The organism is Methylobacterium sp. EM32 (assembly GCF_040593685.1).
In the GTDB taxonomy this organism is placed as follows: domain Bacteria; phylum Pseudomonadota; class Alphaproteobacteria; order Rhizobiales; family Beijerinckiaceae; genus Methylobacterium.
This window is the reverse complement of record NZ_JBEXZS010000214.1, coordinates 1-13092: the sequence shown is the minus strand read 5'-3', so window position 1 is coordinate 13092 and position 13092 is coordinate 1. Positions and strand designations below refer to the sequence as shown.

The window sequence follows — 13092 nt, the reverse complement described above, 5'->3', positions numbered from 1 at the left end:
TCCGCTCACAGGACCTTTGTCACACGACCTTGCCGGGATTCAGCACCCCGTCCGGATCCAGGGCCGCCTTGAGGCGCCGCATCAGGGCGATCTCGGGCTCCGAGCGGACGTGGCCGAGCCAGGGTTTCTTCGTCAAGCCGATCCCGTGCTCTGCCGAGACCGTGCCGCCGAAATCCCGCACCAGGCCGTAGACCACCTCCTGGATCACGTCCTTCGGCTGCGGGCTCGCGCCCTTCACGCCGGCCACGATGTGCAGGTTGCCGTCGCCGATATGGCCGTAGAACAGGGCGGTGATGCCAGGCAGGCGCTCAGTCAACGCCGCCTTGCAGGCCCGCACATACGCGTCCATCGCCGCCACCGGCAGGCCAATGTCGAAGGGCTCGTGCGGCCCCAGCACCTGCGGAAATTCCGAGCAGGCGTCGCGCACGCCCCAGAACGCCTTCACGTCGGCGACCGAGCGGGACAGGACCGCGTCGGCGAGGAGGCCCGCCTCAGCCTGCGCCTCGAGCCAGGCCTCGAAGCGCGGCCCGTCGAAGGTCTCGTCGGTGCCTTGCGCCTCGATCAGGCAATAGGCGGCGTGGCCTTGGGGCAGCGGCACCCGCACGCCCGGCATGGCGCCGATCGTCTCCCAGTAATCCGGCCACATCACCTCGAAGGCCGAGAGCATCGGCCCGAGGCCCCGGCGGGCCGCCGTGAGGAGGCCGACCACGGCGGCGTAGTCCGGCAGGGCGCAGAGCGCCGCGAAGGTGCAGGCGGGCTTCGGAAACAGCCGCAGGACCAGCCGGGTGATGATGCCGAGCGTGCCCTCCGAGCCGATGAACAGGTGCTTGAGGTCGTAGCCGGCGTTGTTCTTGATCATCCGGTTGAGGTTGGTGACGATGCTGCCGTCGGGCAGCACCACCTCCAGGCCGAGGATCATCTCGCGGGTCATGCCGTAGCGGATGACCCGGTTGCCGCCGGCATTGGTGGAGGCGTTGCCGCCGATGGCGCAGGAGCCCCGCGCCCCGAGATCGAGCGGGATCAGGAAGCCGGCCGCGTCGGCGGCCTCCTGCACCACCTGGAGCGGCGTGCCGGCCTTGACCGTCATGGTGGCGGAGGCCTCGTCGATCGACTCGATCCCGGTCATCCGCTCCAGTGAGAGGGCGACGGAGCCGGGGAGGGGGCGGGCGCCCCCGCACAGGCCGGTGAGGCCGCCCTGCGGCACCACCGGCACGCCGTGCCGGGCGCAGATCCGCATCGCGGTCGCGACCGCCTCGGTGGTGGCGGGCCGCACCACCGCGAGGGGCGCTTGCGGCCCCAGCGTGCTCCAGTCGGAGTCGTTGCGCTCCGGCCGCCCGGCGCCGGTGAGCACCATCCTGTCGCCCAGTTCCGCCACGAGGGCAGCCACCACCGCCTCGCTGCGGGACGCGTCCGGCATCGCCGTCATGCAGGTCTCTCCTCCCAGAGGCGGCGTGGATCGCCGCTCGTTATCACGGTCTAACAGACTTCACGCCGCCGCGGCACGCGACAGGCCGGCGAGCTCGCCGGCGATGCGCTGCCCCACCCCCGCCTCCACCGCGACGAGCGGCGCGCGCACCCGGCCGAAGGCGGCCTCGCCGGTCATCGCCGCCATGGCGGATTTCAGCACCGGCACGAACGGCCCGCGGATCAGGCCGATCGCTGCCCGCATCGGCTCGGCGGCGGCGGGATCGGTGAACATCGCCCGCACCAGGTCGGGGACGATGTTGGCCATGCCGCAGATCGTCCCGACCCCGCCCTCGGCGAGCGCCCGGCCGATATCCGCCTCGTTGCCGACGCAGACCGCGACATTGGGGGCCGCCGCCCGGAGGGCCTGGAACTGCGCGAAGTCGCCCGAGCTGTCCTTCACGCCGGCGACGAGCTGGCCGTAGCGGGCGCGCAGGGTCGCGACCGCGGCCGGCGGCAGGCCGACGCCGGAGGTCTGCGGGATGTGGTAGAGCGTCGCCCGCAGCCGGTCGTCGCCGACGCCGTCGAGGATCGCCGCGAAGGCGTCGACGATGCCCGCCTCGGTCACGTCGCAGTAGAAGTAGGGCGGCAGCACCAGGGCGTGGACGAGGCCGAGGCCGAGCGCCGCCTTGGTCAGCGCGATGCTGTCCGGAATCGCCGGATAGCCGGTGCCGAGGCCGATCTTCGCGGCCGGGATGCCGGCGGCGAGCAGGGCCTCGACCGCCGCGAGGCGCTCGGAGGCGGAGAACGAGGTGCCCTCGCCGGTGGTGCCGAACGGCACCACGCCGTCGCAGCCCCGGTCCATCAGGAACCGGACGTGGCGCACGAGGGCGCCGTGATCGACCGCGCCGGTCGCGTCGAGCGGCGTGGCGAGGGCGACCCACAGGCCGGTGATGGCGTTGGTCATGCAGTCCTCCGAGAGGGCGCTTCGCGCCCGTTGGTATCAAGGGATGAGGGCGCTTCGCGCCCGTTAGAATCACGGGATGCGGGCGCCTCGCGCCCTTCGGAATCGAGGGGCGCCTCGCGCCGGTCGGCCTCCCGGCCGGTGTCAAGGCCGAGCGCTCGGCGGCGCGAGGTGTCGAGGTGCCGGCGCAGGGCGGCGGCGGCCCCGTCGGCGTCGCGCTCCTCCACCGCCGCCAGGATCGCGGCGTGCTCGGCGAAGGCGGGGGGCAGCACCTCGGGCGAGAGCGCGACGCGGCTCTGCATGATGACCCGGATGCGGATGAGGTTCACCCGGTGGATCTCCGAGACGAGGCCGTTGCCGAGATGGGCGACGACCGCATCGTGAAAGCCCCAGTCGGTCGCCTGCGCCTCGGCGATCAGCGCCTCGGTGACACCCTCGGCGGCCTGCGCGCTGATCCGCGCGTGGGCGGCCCGCAAGGACGCCACCAGGGAGGCCGGCGCGGTGCGGGCGAAATGCGCCACCGCCGCGGTCTCGATGATCTCGCGCAGCCCGAACGCCTCGTGCACCAGCCGCAGGTCGACCGCCGCGACCTGGAGCCCGCGCTGCGGCAGGGTCGAGATCAGCCCGTCGGCCTCCAGCCGCGGGATCATCTCGCGCACGGCGCCGAGCGGCAGGCCGGTGAGCGCCACCAGCTCGCGCTGCGTCACGAAGGAGCCCGGCGCCAGGCGCCCGTCCAGCAATTGCTGGACGAAGGCGTCGTAGGCTTGGTCGCGCTGTTTCATATCACTCGTCTCTCATTGACATGTCAGTCTGTCAATCGCTAAAGGGTCGTTTAACACGCAGTGATTGGACGGCGCTCGGGCGCCGCTGGTCAGCGGCGTGAACGAGAACCGGGGATCCGGTCCGAGGAGGAACCATGACGACGACGCCGCACGCGAGAGCCTCGACCCGTTCCCGCTCCGCAAGGAGACGCGGGCCTGCCGTCGCCCTCGCCGGCCTCATCGCCGCCTGCCTCGCCGGCGCGGCCCCGGCCGCCGCCGAGGGCTTCGACTGGAAACGGTACGATGGCCAGACCATCAACCTCGTCCTCACCAACCATCCCTGGAGCAACGCCGTCCGGGAGATGGCGCAGCAATTCACCGACAAGACCGGGATCAAGCTCCGCATCGAGATCCTCAACGAGGACCCGCAGCGGGCGCGGCTGAACACGCTGCTCCAGGCCAAGTCCTCCGACGTCGACGTCTACATCTCGCTCAAGATCCGCGAGGGCGCGGTCTACAACAAGGCCGGCTGGTACGCCGACGTCGCGCCGATGCTGAAGGATCCGAGCCAGACCGCGCCGGAGTTCAAGCTCGACGATTTCGGCGCCGGCCTGATCCGCAACGAGACCTTCGGGGGCAAGCTCACCGGCTTGCCGATCAACGTCGAGGGGCCGCTGTTCTACTGGCGCAAGGACATCTTCGCCAAGTGCAACGTCACGGTGCCAGAATATCTTGAGGATATCCTCGACGCGGCGCGCAAGATCAAGGCCTGCGATCCGTCGATCAACGCCTGGGCCGCCCGCGGCGTACGCAACGCCGTGCCGTACCCGATGGCCGCCTTCGTGTTCAACAGTGGCGGCGGCTTCAAGTCGGTGGACGGAACGAAGCCCGGCCTGTGCCGGCCGGAATCGGTCGCGGGGCTGACGCTCTACACCGATCTCCTCAAGGATTACGGCCCGGTGGGCGCGACCAACCACAGCTTCCCGCAGGTCGTCGAGCTTCTGGGCCAGGGCAAGGTCGCCATGACCCACGAATCCTCGAACGAATTCTCCAACATCATGAAGTATCCCGGCCGCGAGGACGATCTCGGCATCAAGCTCCTGCCGAAGGGGCGTACGAGCGGCGTGTCGCAGCCGATCGGCTTCGGCTGGGGCCTGTCGATCTCCGAGTATTCCCGCCGCAAGGGCCCGTCCTGGTACTTCCTGCAATGGGCGACCTCGCCCGAGATGCAGGCGACCCTGGTCGATCGCGGGGTCGCGCCGTCCCGCACCTCGGTCTTCGAGGGCGAGGGGATGCGGGCCTGGGCGAGCCAGAAGCCGGTGCGCCAGCAATGGGTCGCGGCGGTGAGCGAGATCAGCCGCCGCGGCACCGGCGACTATGCCTCGCCGACCGACCGGGTGCCGGAGACCCGCGAGATCATCGGCCGGGCGGCGCAGGAGGTGGTCCTCGGCCAGAAGACCCCGCAGCAGGCCGCCTGCGACGCGGACGCGGCGCTGCTCAAGCTGCAGTAGCCGAACTGCCGCGTCTCGGCTGCCCTTCGACACGCGATCGTCGTGTCGCGACAGCCGATTCCTTCCCACCCTCGACCTCATCCTGAGGTGCGACCGCAGGCAGCCTCGAAGGAGGCTTCCAGAAGTCGCAGTGATCCCTGGAGCCCTCCTTCGAGGCCCACTGCATGGGCACCTCAGGATGAGGTCGAGGGTGGGATCCCACGATGTCGGTCGCGCAGGCTCCGACACCGGCCGACATCCCGCCACGGGGGACACGCGTGAGCACCATCGCCAGCCCGGCCGTCACGATCGCCCCCGAGCGGGTGCGCCGCGGCCAGAAAAAAATCTCGTTTTCCTGGATGGTCTGGCCGGCGGTGGCCTTCGTCGTCCTGATGATGGTTTTCCCGCTCGTCTACGCCGCGTGGATCTCGCTCCAGGACGCCTCGCTCGGGACCGAGCCGCGCTTCGTCGGTCTCGACAACTACCTGAACCTGGCGAGCGACCCGGAATTCCTCAACGCCTTCGGGGTGACCTGGATGCTCTACGGGGTGGCGCTCGCGATGCAGCTCGTGCTCGGCACCTGGCTCGGCACCGTGCTCAACGGCGTCAGGACCGCCCGCCACCTCGTGCGCACCATCGCGATCACGCCGTTCATGATGCCGCCGGTGGTGGTCGGCATGCTGGCGATCGTGATCCTGGACCCTTCCGTCGGCATCGTGAACTGGCTGCTCGGCACGGTCGGGGCGGGGCCGCTCCTGTGGCTCGCGAGCCCGCGCTGGGTGCTCCTCAGCGTCGCGCTGGTCGATACCTGGCAATGGGCGCCGTTCGTCGGTCTGATCGTGCTCGGCGGCCTGCAATCGCTGCCGGCGAGCGTGTTCGAGGCCGCAGAAGTCGACGGGGTGATCGGCTGGCGCCGCTTCGTCTACGTCACCCTGCCGCTCCTCGGGCCTACGCTGCTCACCGCGGCGGTCCTGCGCTCGGTCGATCTCCTGCGCTTCTTCGACCTCGTCTTCATCGCCACCCGCGGCGGGCCGGGCAACGCCTCGACCACCATGAACATGTACGCCTACCAGCAGGGCTTCGAGTTCTCGCGCTTCGGCCACGCCTCGGCGGCGATGCTGACGCTCTCCCTCGTCGTCCTGTGCACCGTCATGGTCTTCGCCCGCCTGCGGCGCGCGCTCAGCTACTGAGGAACCGCCGATGGCCCCCACTGCACCCCGCCGGATCCTCGGCCGCCTGCAAGTCGTCGCGATGCTGGTCGCGGTCCTGGCGCCGCTCGCCTGGATGGTCCTGTCCTCGTTCAAGGTCAGCCGCGACGTGATGGCGCTGCCGCCGCAGCTGATCTTCACGCCGACCCTCGACAACTACCGCGAGCTGTTCCTGCGCACCGACTTCCTGCACAACACCTGGAACAGCCTGGTGGTGGCGGCGGGCGCGACCCTGCTCGGGCTCGTGCTCGGCGCGCCGGCCGCCTTCGCGATCTCCTGGCACCGCACCACCTGGCCGGCGACGCTGACCCTGTTCGCCCGCATGGCGCCGGGCACGCTCTTTCTGCTGCCCTGGTTCATCCTGTTCTCGCAGGTCGACCTCATCGGCACCTATACGGTGCTGATCCTGACCCATGGGGCGATCACCGTGCCGGTCGCGCTCTGGACGCTGCTGCCCTATTTCGATGCCCTGCCGCGGGCGCTGATCGAATCGGCGCAGATGGACGGCTGCCGGCCGCACGCGATCCTGTGGCGCATCGCGCTCCCCCTCGTCGCGCCGGGGCTGGTGGTGGCGGCGATCCTCTGCTTCGTCTTCACCTGGAACTACTTCCTGTTCGCGCTCGCCTTGTCGGGCTTCGACACCAAGACGGCGATCGTCGCGTCGTTCAACTTCATCGGCGAGGGGGTGACCAACTGGGGCGCCCTGATGGCCGCCGCCACCATGATCGCGCTGCCGCCCCTCGTCCTCGCCCTCCTCGTCCAACGCCAACTCGTCTCGGGCCTGTCGTCCGGGGCGGTGAAGGGATAGACCCGATGTCGGCTCTCTCGATCCGCAACGTCGTCAAGCGCTACGGCACCGCCGAGGTCATCCGGGGCTTGAGCTTCGACGTCTCGCCCGGCGAGTTCGTCGTCTTCGTCGGGCCCTCCGGCTGCGGCAAGTCCACGCTGCTTCGCATGATCGCCGGGCTCGAGGACTTCCAGGACGGCGAGATCGCCATCGACGGACGCGTGGTGAACGGGCTCGCCCCCTGGCAGCGCGACATCGCGATGGTGTTTCAGGATTACGCGCTCTACCCCCACATGTCGGTCGCGGCCAATATCGGCTTCAGCCTGAAGATGGCGGGCGTCGACAAGAAGACGGTCGCCGCCAAGGTCGACCGCGTCGCCGAGGTGCTGCAGATCGGCCACCTCCTCGACCGCAAGCCGAAGGCGCTGTCGGGCGGCCAGCGCCAGCGCGTCGCCATGGGCCGGGCGATGGTGCGCGATCCCAAGATCTTCCTGTTCGACGAGCCGCTCTCCAACCTCGACGCCAAGCTCCGCGTCGACATGCGGGCGGAGATCAAGCAACTCCACCAGCGCCTCGGCGCCACGATGATCTACGTCACCCACGACCAGGTCGAGGCGATGACGCTCGCCGACCGCATCGTGGTGCTGAAGGAGGGCCGCATCGAGCAGATCGGCACCCCGACCGAGCTCTACCGGGCGCCGGCCTCGCGCTTCGTCGCGAGCTTCATCGGTTCGCCGGCGATGAACTTCGTCCCGGTCGAGGTGGCCGGCGGCACCGTCACCCTGCCGGGCGGCGAGCGCATCCCGACCCGCAGCGCGCATGCGGGCCGGGCCTCCTTCGGCATCCGGCCGGAGCATCTGAGCCTCGGCGGGGAGGGGCCAGCGATCCGCGGCGTCATCTCCCTCGTCGAGCCCCTCGGGGCGGATACCCTGGTGACGGTGGTCGCCGGCGAGGAGCGGGTGCTGGCCCGGCTGCCGGGGGATGCGGCGCCGGTCTTGGGGGAGACGATCGCGCTGACCTTCGATCCGGGGCGGGGAGCTTTATTCTCGGCGGAGGGGTACCGAGTGTAGCGCATTTCTCGACGAAGTGGATACCGGTTCGTCGAAGACGATGCGACACCATCAAACACCGAAAGCTCCGTCCGATCGCACCATGATCGGGGTCTGCTCGATCATGGTGCGATCAGACAGAATTCTGAGAACCTGTTTGAGTTGGCCGAACCGCATTGAAGCCCTCGATGTCATCCCGGGGCCGCGCAGCGGAACCCGGGATCCATAACCGCTGATGGTGCAGGATGAAGCGGAACGCTGACAGATTCTTCCTCCAGCGTCAGCGGTTATGGATCCCGGGTTCTCGTCTTCGACGAGCCCCGGGATGACGTCGAGAGATGTCGGCCTGTGTGCAGATCGATCGGCGCAACCGCTCAAATAGGCTCTGAGTCTCTGATTTTTTTTGTATTTTCCGAAGAGCCGGGGTCTGCTTCGTCGGACAATGCTCTGGAGTGCGCCTCGACGGCGAGCGCATCCGATGCGCCCGCCTGAAGCCGCTTTCAGAAAAAGCGCATCGAGCGGGCTCCGGGTGTCCCTGGCCGAGCGGGCGTACCGGCGGCGCTGCCGGGGGTGGGACGACACGACGCCCGCAGGCTTGGGCTTTACGGCCGGTCGGGGTACAGGCCCTGAGCCGCGATGCAGACGGTCATCCCGAGCGACGGCGGCTGCGTGGAGACCGGCGCGGTCGCGGCCGCACCGGCTTGCGCAATGCTGACGGTGCCCCCGGTGATCCCCGTTGGTGCGGTGAAGCTGAAGGCCGCGTTGCCCGTGACCGGCATGGTGGCCGCGGTGCCGGTCGCCGGGGCTGTCGCGGTGTAGAGACCCTTCAGTGTGTTGTTTCCCGCCGAGAAGACGCCGGCATTCGCGGGATAGACCGTCATGCCGCTCGACACGACGGGGACCGACGCGCTGCCGCTGTTCACCGCCGTCGTATTCACGCTCACGCCCGCGCCGCCCGTGGATGCCGGCACGTTCACTGTCGTCGATCCGCCGCCGGTTCCAGCGAAGGTCGCAGCATGCGTGTGCGGGAGGAGCGGGGTCTGGGCGGGAGTGAGGACCAGGGATTGCTGCCCGAGTTTCTGGCCGTATCCGACGGGCAACAATCCGGCGCCCGTGCCGCTGCCGACGGCGACCCGCCCCCGCAGATCAGGAACTCCGAAAGTCGAGCTATTGTCTCCGCCGAACGTGAATCCGAGCAGGCTGAACAAAGCCTGGTTTTGCTGAACCGACAACAACCGCCCGTCGGCCGGGATGTAGTTTCTCGGGCACCACGAGAAGGCGTACGTGCAGATCGTCCCGACATAGGTTTCCGAGTTGCAGGCGAGGGCCGGCGCGCTGATGCCGGCAAGGCCGGTCGCCAGCATAGCGGTGCGGAAGGTGGAACGGAGCATTGCTCGCATGGGATGAGATCTCGGCTGTGATCAAGCAGGATTTTTATTGAAAAGATCTATGTCGAATCAAGCAATCGTCGTTTCAGACGATCATCCTGGCGACGCGCAGAGGTTGGGTGGAAAAGTTTAACAAAACCGCTAATCGAAATATATTAGCGTCCGATGTGGAAGGTGTATTTAATGTGTATTATAATCGTGAATTACCAAAAATATCGCGCTTTTATGCTATTGGTCAAGCATATTATTATGAATATCAAGCATAAGATCAGAAATCAAGTCGCCAATATTTCGAGATAGAATGAATATAGATGTTAGACTGACCTAAGCCGGGTGAGCGAGGGGTCATGACGAAAATTGAGGATGTCGAACGGACGGGTCGACCGGACGAGAATGGCGGTTCGGTAGGGTGATCGCCGCAACGCGCACGTCGCCTTTGGCGCGCCGCGTATCGTCGGAACCGACATCCGCCATGCGCGTCTCGGCCGCGGACCCTCCGAGAGCCGTGACGGCGCAGTCGTCCTCCCTGGAGCTTAGGGAGGCCGCACCGCGCGGCCGCAGCGCTCTGGTGCGAGCAGTCACGGCGCTTCGAGGCGGCTGGAGCGGAGCGCTCCCCGGCTCTCCAGGATCGGGTAGGCCGCTCCCGCCACCAGATGGTCGTTGACCCGCTTCAGGTCGCGCACGAGGTCAGGATAGAGGGCCGTGGCCTCGGCTGGTCCCGGACCGGGGCCGGCCTCGCGCAGGCGGCGGAAATGCGCCTCGGTCGCCCTCGCCTCGAGATCGCGAAACACCGCCTTCTCGTCGGCGAGCCGCCGGGCGGCGCGGGGATCCTCGGTCAGGAAGGCGGCGCCCGCCGCGCTGAGGTTCGCTGACAGCCGCGCCAGCAGCGCCCCCACCTCCGCCTTGCCCTCCGCCGAGAAGGTCAAGCCCCGCTTCAGGCGCTTGGCCGCATGGGTCATCACGTTGCGCGAGAGGATGTCGCCGGCATGCTCCAGGTTGGTGGTGAAGGCGAGAAGCGTCGCGATCCGGCGCTCGTCGTCCTCGCTCAAGGATTCGGGGTCGAGGCGGACGAGGTAGGCCTTGATGGCGGCGTTGAGCCGGTCGAGGGTGTCGTCCATCCGGCGGATCTGCGCGACCCGCGTGCGGTCGCCGCCGGTCAGCGCCTCGCCGGCGCCGCTCATCATCTCGGCCAGCACGTCGGCCATCCGCAGGGCCTCGCGGCCGGCGGCCCCGAGCGCCACCGGCGGCGTCTCCAGGGCGGCCTCGTCGAGGTGGATCGGCCGGCCGGGATCGTGGGCGTCGATTTTTTCCGGCACCAGCCGGCGCAGCAGACCTGAGAAGGGGCCGAGGAGCGGCAGGAAGACGAGCGCGAGGGCGAGATTGAAGGCGGTGTGGAAATCCGCCACCGCCCGCGACAGGTCGGGCTGCCAGGTCACGAGGAGCGGCCCGATCAGCCCGAGGCAGGGCAGGGCGACCGCGCAGCCGAGCGCCCGGGTGACGAGGTTGCCGAGCGCCACCCGGCGTCCGGCAGCCTCGCCCTCGCGAGAACCCTCCAGCACCGGGTTGAGGGCCGAGCCGAGATTGGCCCCGAGCACAAGTGCCATCCCGGCCTCCAGCGGCAGCACCCCGGCCTGCGTGAACGACATCACCAGGAGCACGATCGCGACGCTCGAATGCGCCGCCCAGGTGAGGACCGCGCCGAGCATCAGGGCGATCAGCCGGTCGGTCGCCACGGCCCCGAGCAGCACCCGCAGGGCCGGCACGTCCTCGTAGGGGGTGATGACCTCGACGAGGCGCGCGAGCGCCATCAGCATCAGCCCGAGGCCGATCGCCGCCCGGCCGATGTCGCGGGTGCGCGGGTCGGCGCCGCGGCGAAACAGGATCACGCCGACCAGCACCAGGACCGGCGCCACCCGGGCGACGTCGAAGGACAGGACCTGCACGATGAGCGTGGTGCCGATATTGGCGCCGAGCATCACGGCGAGCGCCGGCACCACCGCCACCAGCCCGGCCCCGGCGAAGGAGGCGACCATCAGGCCGGTGGCGGTGCTGCTCTGGAGGAGCGCCGTGACGCCGAGGCCCGCCGCCAGCGCCTTCACCCTGTTGCCGAGCGCCACCCCGAGCAGACGGCGCAGATGCGGCCCGAGGGCGCGCTGCACCCCGGTCTGCACCATGTGGATGCCCCAGAGCAGCAGCGCGACCGCGCCGCAGAGGTCGAGCAGGGTGAGGGTGGTGTCCATTCGCCTGAGGCGGCCTCCGTCCGGTCCGGGGTGAGGATACAGATCCGGAGCATCCGGGTTCCTGCCCGCCATGCAAGTCTGCTGCCCACCCCGTAACCGTCAGGGCTTGGGGCAGGCGGGATCGGCTGGCCGGGCCGCGCGCCGGAAGTCCAGGACCTCGCGCCTATAGGTCTCGACCACCTCCGAGAACGGCTGCCGCTCGCCCGTGAACAGCACCGCGCGGTGACTGAACAGGTGCTCCGGCACGCCGAGCGTGCCACAGGCCGGGGCCGGGGGCGCCGCCTGGTCCCAGCCCTCGGGCAGGGGCTGCCAGTGCGGCTCGGCGCCGACGGTCTGGCGGGTGGTGCCGAGGGACGACACCGCCCGGCCGAACGGCGTGTCGGTGGTCTCCAGCACCCGGTTCATCTCCGGGGTCAGGCGGGCCGGCACGTACCAGTTGTCGGCTTCCGACAGCACGTGGTCGCCGCAGGCGAGCCGCACCCGGCGGTAGCGCAGGGGCTCGTCCGGCCCGACAGCGAGGCGCTTGCGGGTCTCAGGCGAGGCCGGCTTGTCGACGCCCCGCTCCAGCCGGGCGACGAGGCGCGGCGCCTCGGCCATGCGGTGGGCGGCGCACCAGCCCTCCAGCGTCGCGGTGGCGCTGCGGCTCGCGAGCAGAGCGGCGTTGAGACTCTGCATCACCGCCGTCGCCTCGACGCGGGAGAGGTAGGTATCGGGCCAGTCCGGCCCGGCGGCCCGGGCGGGGAGGGCGGCCGTGAGGCCGGCGAGCAGCGGGAGGAGGAGGCGGGCAGGCGACATGAGGGGCGTCTCTCCGGGTCGGCCCGCGGACGGGGCCGTCGCGGGAGGCCTGCCCGGTCCGGCCTCGCGCCGCAAGCGGGGGCTGGCACGGTCCCGCGGCCCGGCTATGAAGGCGCGGGTGCCGCCGATTCGCCGCTCAAGCGCGGCGCGGCTGGTCTTCGTGCTGTCGCAGGGTTACGCCAGACCGGGCGCGGGGCGCGCCTGTCATGGCCGGTTGAGGGGAGACGACGATGTCGGGTGGTCACGGGGCGGTCGACGCCTCCAACAAGAAGGTCGCGCTGCTGATCTCGGTGCTGGCGCTCTTCCTCGCCCTCGGCGAGACCCTGGCGAAGAGCGCCCAGACCGACGCGCTCGGCGCCAACGTCGAATCCGCTAACCAGTGGGCCTATTTCCAGGCGCGCACGATCCGCGCCACGGTCCTGAAGACCGCGAGCGAGCAGGCCGCCCTCGATCCCGGCGCGTCGCCCGACGCGGTGAAGAAGCAGACCGAGGAATGGGCCAAGACCATGGCGCGCTGGGAATCCGACCCGGCCTCCGGCGACGGCCGCAAGGAACTCGCCGCCAAGGCCAAGGCGGCCGAGGCCAAGCGCGACCTCTCGCTCGCCCGCTACCACCATTACGAGCTGGGATCGGCCGCCTTCCAGATCGGCATCGTGCTCGCCTCGGCCCAGGTCATCACCGGCATCGCCGCGCTCGCCTTCGCGGGCGGAGCGCTGGGGATCGCCGGGATCGCCATGCTGGCGGTCGGGCTGTTCGCGCCGCACGCGTTCCACCTGGTCTAGAGCACTGCCTATCGCAGTGTCACGGCATACGGCACCGCAAGCTTCACGGTGCCGAAGCGATGGCCGCAGCGCCAGAACCCTCTCCTTCTGCGGCAGGGCTGTCCGGAGAAAAATGACGCGGGCTTTTCCCTCCCCCCTCTGCGGGGGAGGGTGGCGAGCGGAGCGAGCCGGGAGAGGGGACGCCGCTTCCGGAGAGGTCGCGACCATGATGACGGGCGCCATCT

General features: G+C 69.6%; 11 protein-coding genes. 5 read left to right on the top strand and 6 right to left on the bottom strand.

The genetic code is table 11. From position 1 onward, the window contains the following. Window positions 1–19 precede the first annotated feature (19 nt). From ABZT49_RS27765 to ABZT49_RS27755, 3 genes are read right to left on the bottom strand one after another with little or no spacing between them, the layout of a single operon-like run. A complete protein-coding gene (locus ABZT49_RS27765) occupies window positions 20–1426 on the bottom strand; it encodes an FAD-binding oxidoreductase (RefSeq protein ID WP_407943582.1) in 1407 nt (468 codons plus the stop codon). Window positions 1427–1486: 60 nt separating this feature from the next. Continuing rightward, window positions 1487–2371 carry a dihydrodipicolinate synthase family protein gene (locus tag ABZT49_RS27760; protein ID WP_355290892.1) on the bottom strand — a complete coding sequence of 295 codons (885 nt, stop codon included), beginning with the start codon at window positions 2369–2371 and terminating at the stop codon, window positions 1487–1489. Next, window positions 2368–3150, bottom strand: coding sequence for a GntR family transcriptional regulator (locus ABZT49_RS27755; RefSeq protein ID WP_355290890.1), 783 nt, complete (start codon window positions 3148–3150; stop codon window positions 2368–2370). The genes ABZT49_RS27760 and ABZT49_RS27755 overlap by 4 nt, the downstream gene beginning before the upstream one ends. Window positions 3151–3284: 134 nt before the next feature. Here ABZT49_RS27755 and ABZT49_RS27750 point away from each other — a divergent pair, with 134 nt between their 5' ends. The 4 genes from ABZT49_RS27750 to ABZT49_RS27735 all read left to right on the top strand — a co-directional run bounded on the left by ABZT49_RS27750 (window position 3285) and on the right by ABZT49_RS27735 (window position 7684). Further along, window positions 3285–4640 carry an ABC transporter substrate-binding protein gene (locus ABZT49_RS27750; RefSeq protein ID WP_355290888.1) on the top strand — a complete coding sequence of 452 codons (1356 nt, stop codon included), beginning with the start codon at window positions 3285–3287 and terminating at the stop codon, window positions 4638–4640. A gap of 257 nt (window positions 4641–4897) precedes the next feature. Then, on the top strand, window positions 4898–5809 hold the full coding sequence (locus tag ABZT49_RS27745; RefSeq protein ID WP_355290886.1) for a sugar ABC transporter permease: 912 nt from the start codon (window positions 4898–4900) through the stop codon (window positions 5807–5809). A 10-nt stretch (window positions 5810–5819) separates the two neighbouring features. Beyond that, window positions 5820–6635, top strand: coding sequence for a carbohydrate ABC transporter permease (locus ABZT49_RS27740; RefSeq protein WP_355290884.1), 816 nt, complete (start codon window positions 5820–5822; stop codon window positions 6633–6635). Window positions 6636–6640: 5 nt separating this feature from the next. Next, the gene (locus ABZT49_RS27735; RefSeq protein ID WP_355290882.1) at window positions 6641–7684 is read left to right on the top strand and encodes a sn-glycerol-3-phosphate ABC transporter ATP-binding protein UgpC; all 1044 of its coding nucleotides are present in this window, start codon (window positions 6641–6643) and stop codon (window positions 7682–7684) included. Between the two features lie 581 nt (window positions 7685–8265). Here the strand turns inward: ABZT49_RS27735 and ABZT49_RS27730 are convergent. From ABZT49_RS27730 to ABZT49_RS27720, 3 genes are all read right to left on the bottom strand, one after another. Beyond that, a complete protein-coding gene (locus ABZT49_RS27730) occupies window positions 8266–9063 on the bottom strand; it encodes a tail fiber protein (protein WP_355290880.1) in 798 nt (265 codons plus the stop codon). Window positions 9064–9629: 566 nt separating this feature from the next. Next, window positions 9630–11291: a Na/Pi cotransporter family protein gene (locus ABZT49_RS27725; protein WP_355290878.1), complete on the bottom strand. Its 1662-nt coding sequence runs from the start codon at window positions 11289–11291 to the stop codon at window positions 9630–9632. Window positions 11292–11390: 99 nt separating this feature from the next. Then, window positions 11391–12086, bottom strand: a complete 696-nt coding sequence (locus ABZT49_RS27720) for a hypothetical protein (protein WP_355290876.1) — start codon at window positions 12084–12086, stop codon at window positions 11391–11393. Between the two features lie 230 nt (window positions 12087–12316). On the opposite strand from ABZT49_RS27720, the gene ABZT49_RS27715 reads away from it, so the two are divergent. Beyond that, the gene (locus ABZT49_RS27715; RefSeq protein ID WP_355290874.1) at window positions 12317–12868 is read left to right on the top strand and encodes a DUF4337 family protein; all 552 of its coding nucleotides are present in this window, start codon (window positions 12317–12319) and stop codon (window positions 12866–12868) included. Window positions 12869–13092: the final 224 nt, after the last annotated feature.

Bases quoted from the DNA above. Each gene is read 5' to 3' on its own strand.
- ABZT49_RS27730 (WP_355290880.1), bottom strand. From the start codon at position 9,063: ATGCGAGCAATGCTCCGTTCCACCTTCCGCACCGCTATGCTGGCGACC.
- ABZT49_RS27755 (WP_355290890.1), bottom strand. From the start codon at position 3,150: ATGAAACAGCGCGACCAAGCCTACGACGCCTTCGTCCAGCAATTGCTG.
- ABZT49_RS27760 (WP_355290892.1), bottom strand. From the start codon at position 2,371: ATGACCAACGCCATCACCGGCCTGTGGGTCGCCCTCGCCACGCCGCTC.
- ABZT49_RS27740 (WP_355290884.1), top strand. From the start codon at position 5,820: ATGGCCCCCACTGCACCCCGCCGGATCCTCGGCCGCCTGCAAGTCGTC.
- ABZT49_RS27735 (WP_355290882.1), top strand. From the start codon at position 6,641: ATGTCGGCTCTCTCGATCCGCAACGTCGTCAAGCGCTACGGCACCGCC.
- ABZT49_RS27765 (WP_407943582.1), bottom strand. From the start codon at position 1,426: ATGACGGCGATGCCGGACGCGTCCCGCAGCGAGGCGGTGGTGGCTGCC.
- ABZT49_RS27750 (WP_355290888.1), top strand. From the start codon at position 3,285: ATGACGACGACGCCGCACGCGAGAGCCTCGACCCGTTCCCGCTCCGCA.
- ABZT49_RS27725 (WP_355290878.1), bottom strand. From the start codon at position 11,291: ATGGACACCACCCTCACCCTGCTCGACCTCTGCGGCGCGGTCGCGCTG.
- ABZT49_RS27715 (WP_355290874.1), top strand. From the start codon at position 12,317: ATGTCGGGTGGTCACGGGGCGGTCGACGCCTCCAACAAGAAGGTCGCG.
- ABZT49_RS27720 (WP_355290876.1), bottom strand. From the start codon at position 12,086: ATGTCGCCTGCCCGCCTCCTCCTCCCGCTGCTCGCCGGCCTCACGGCC.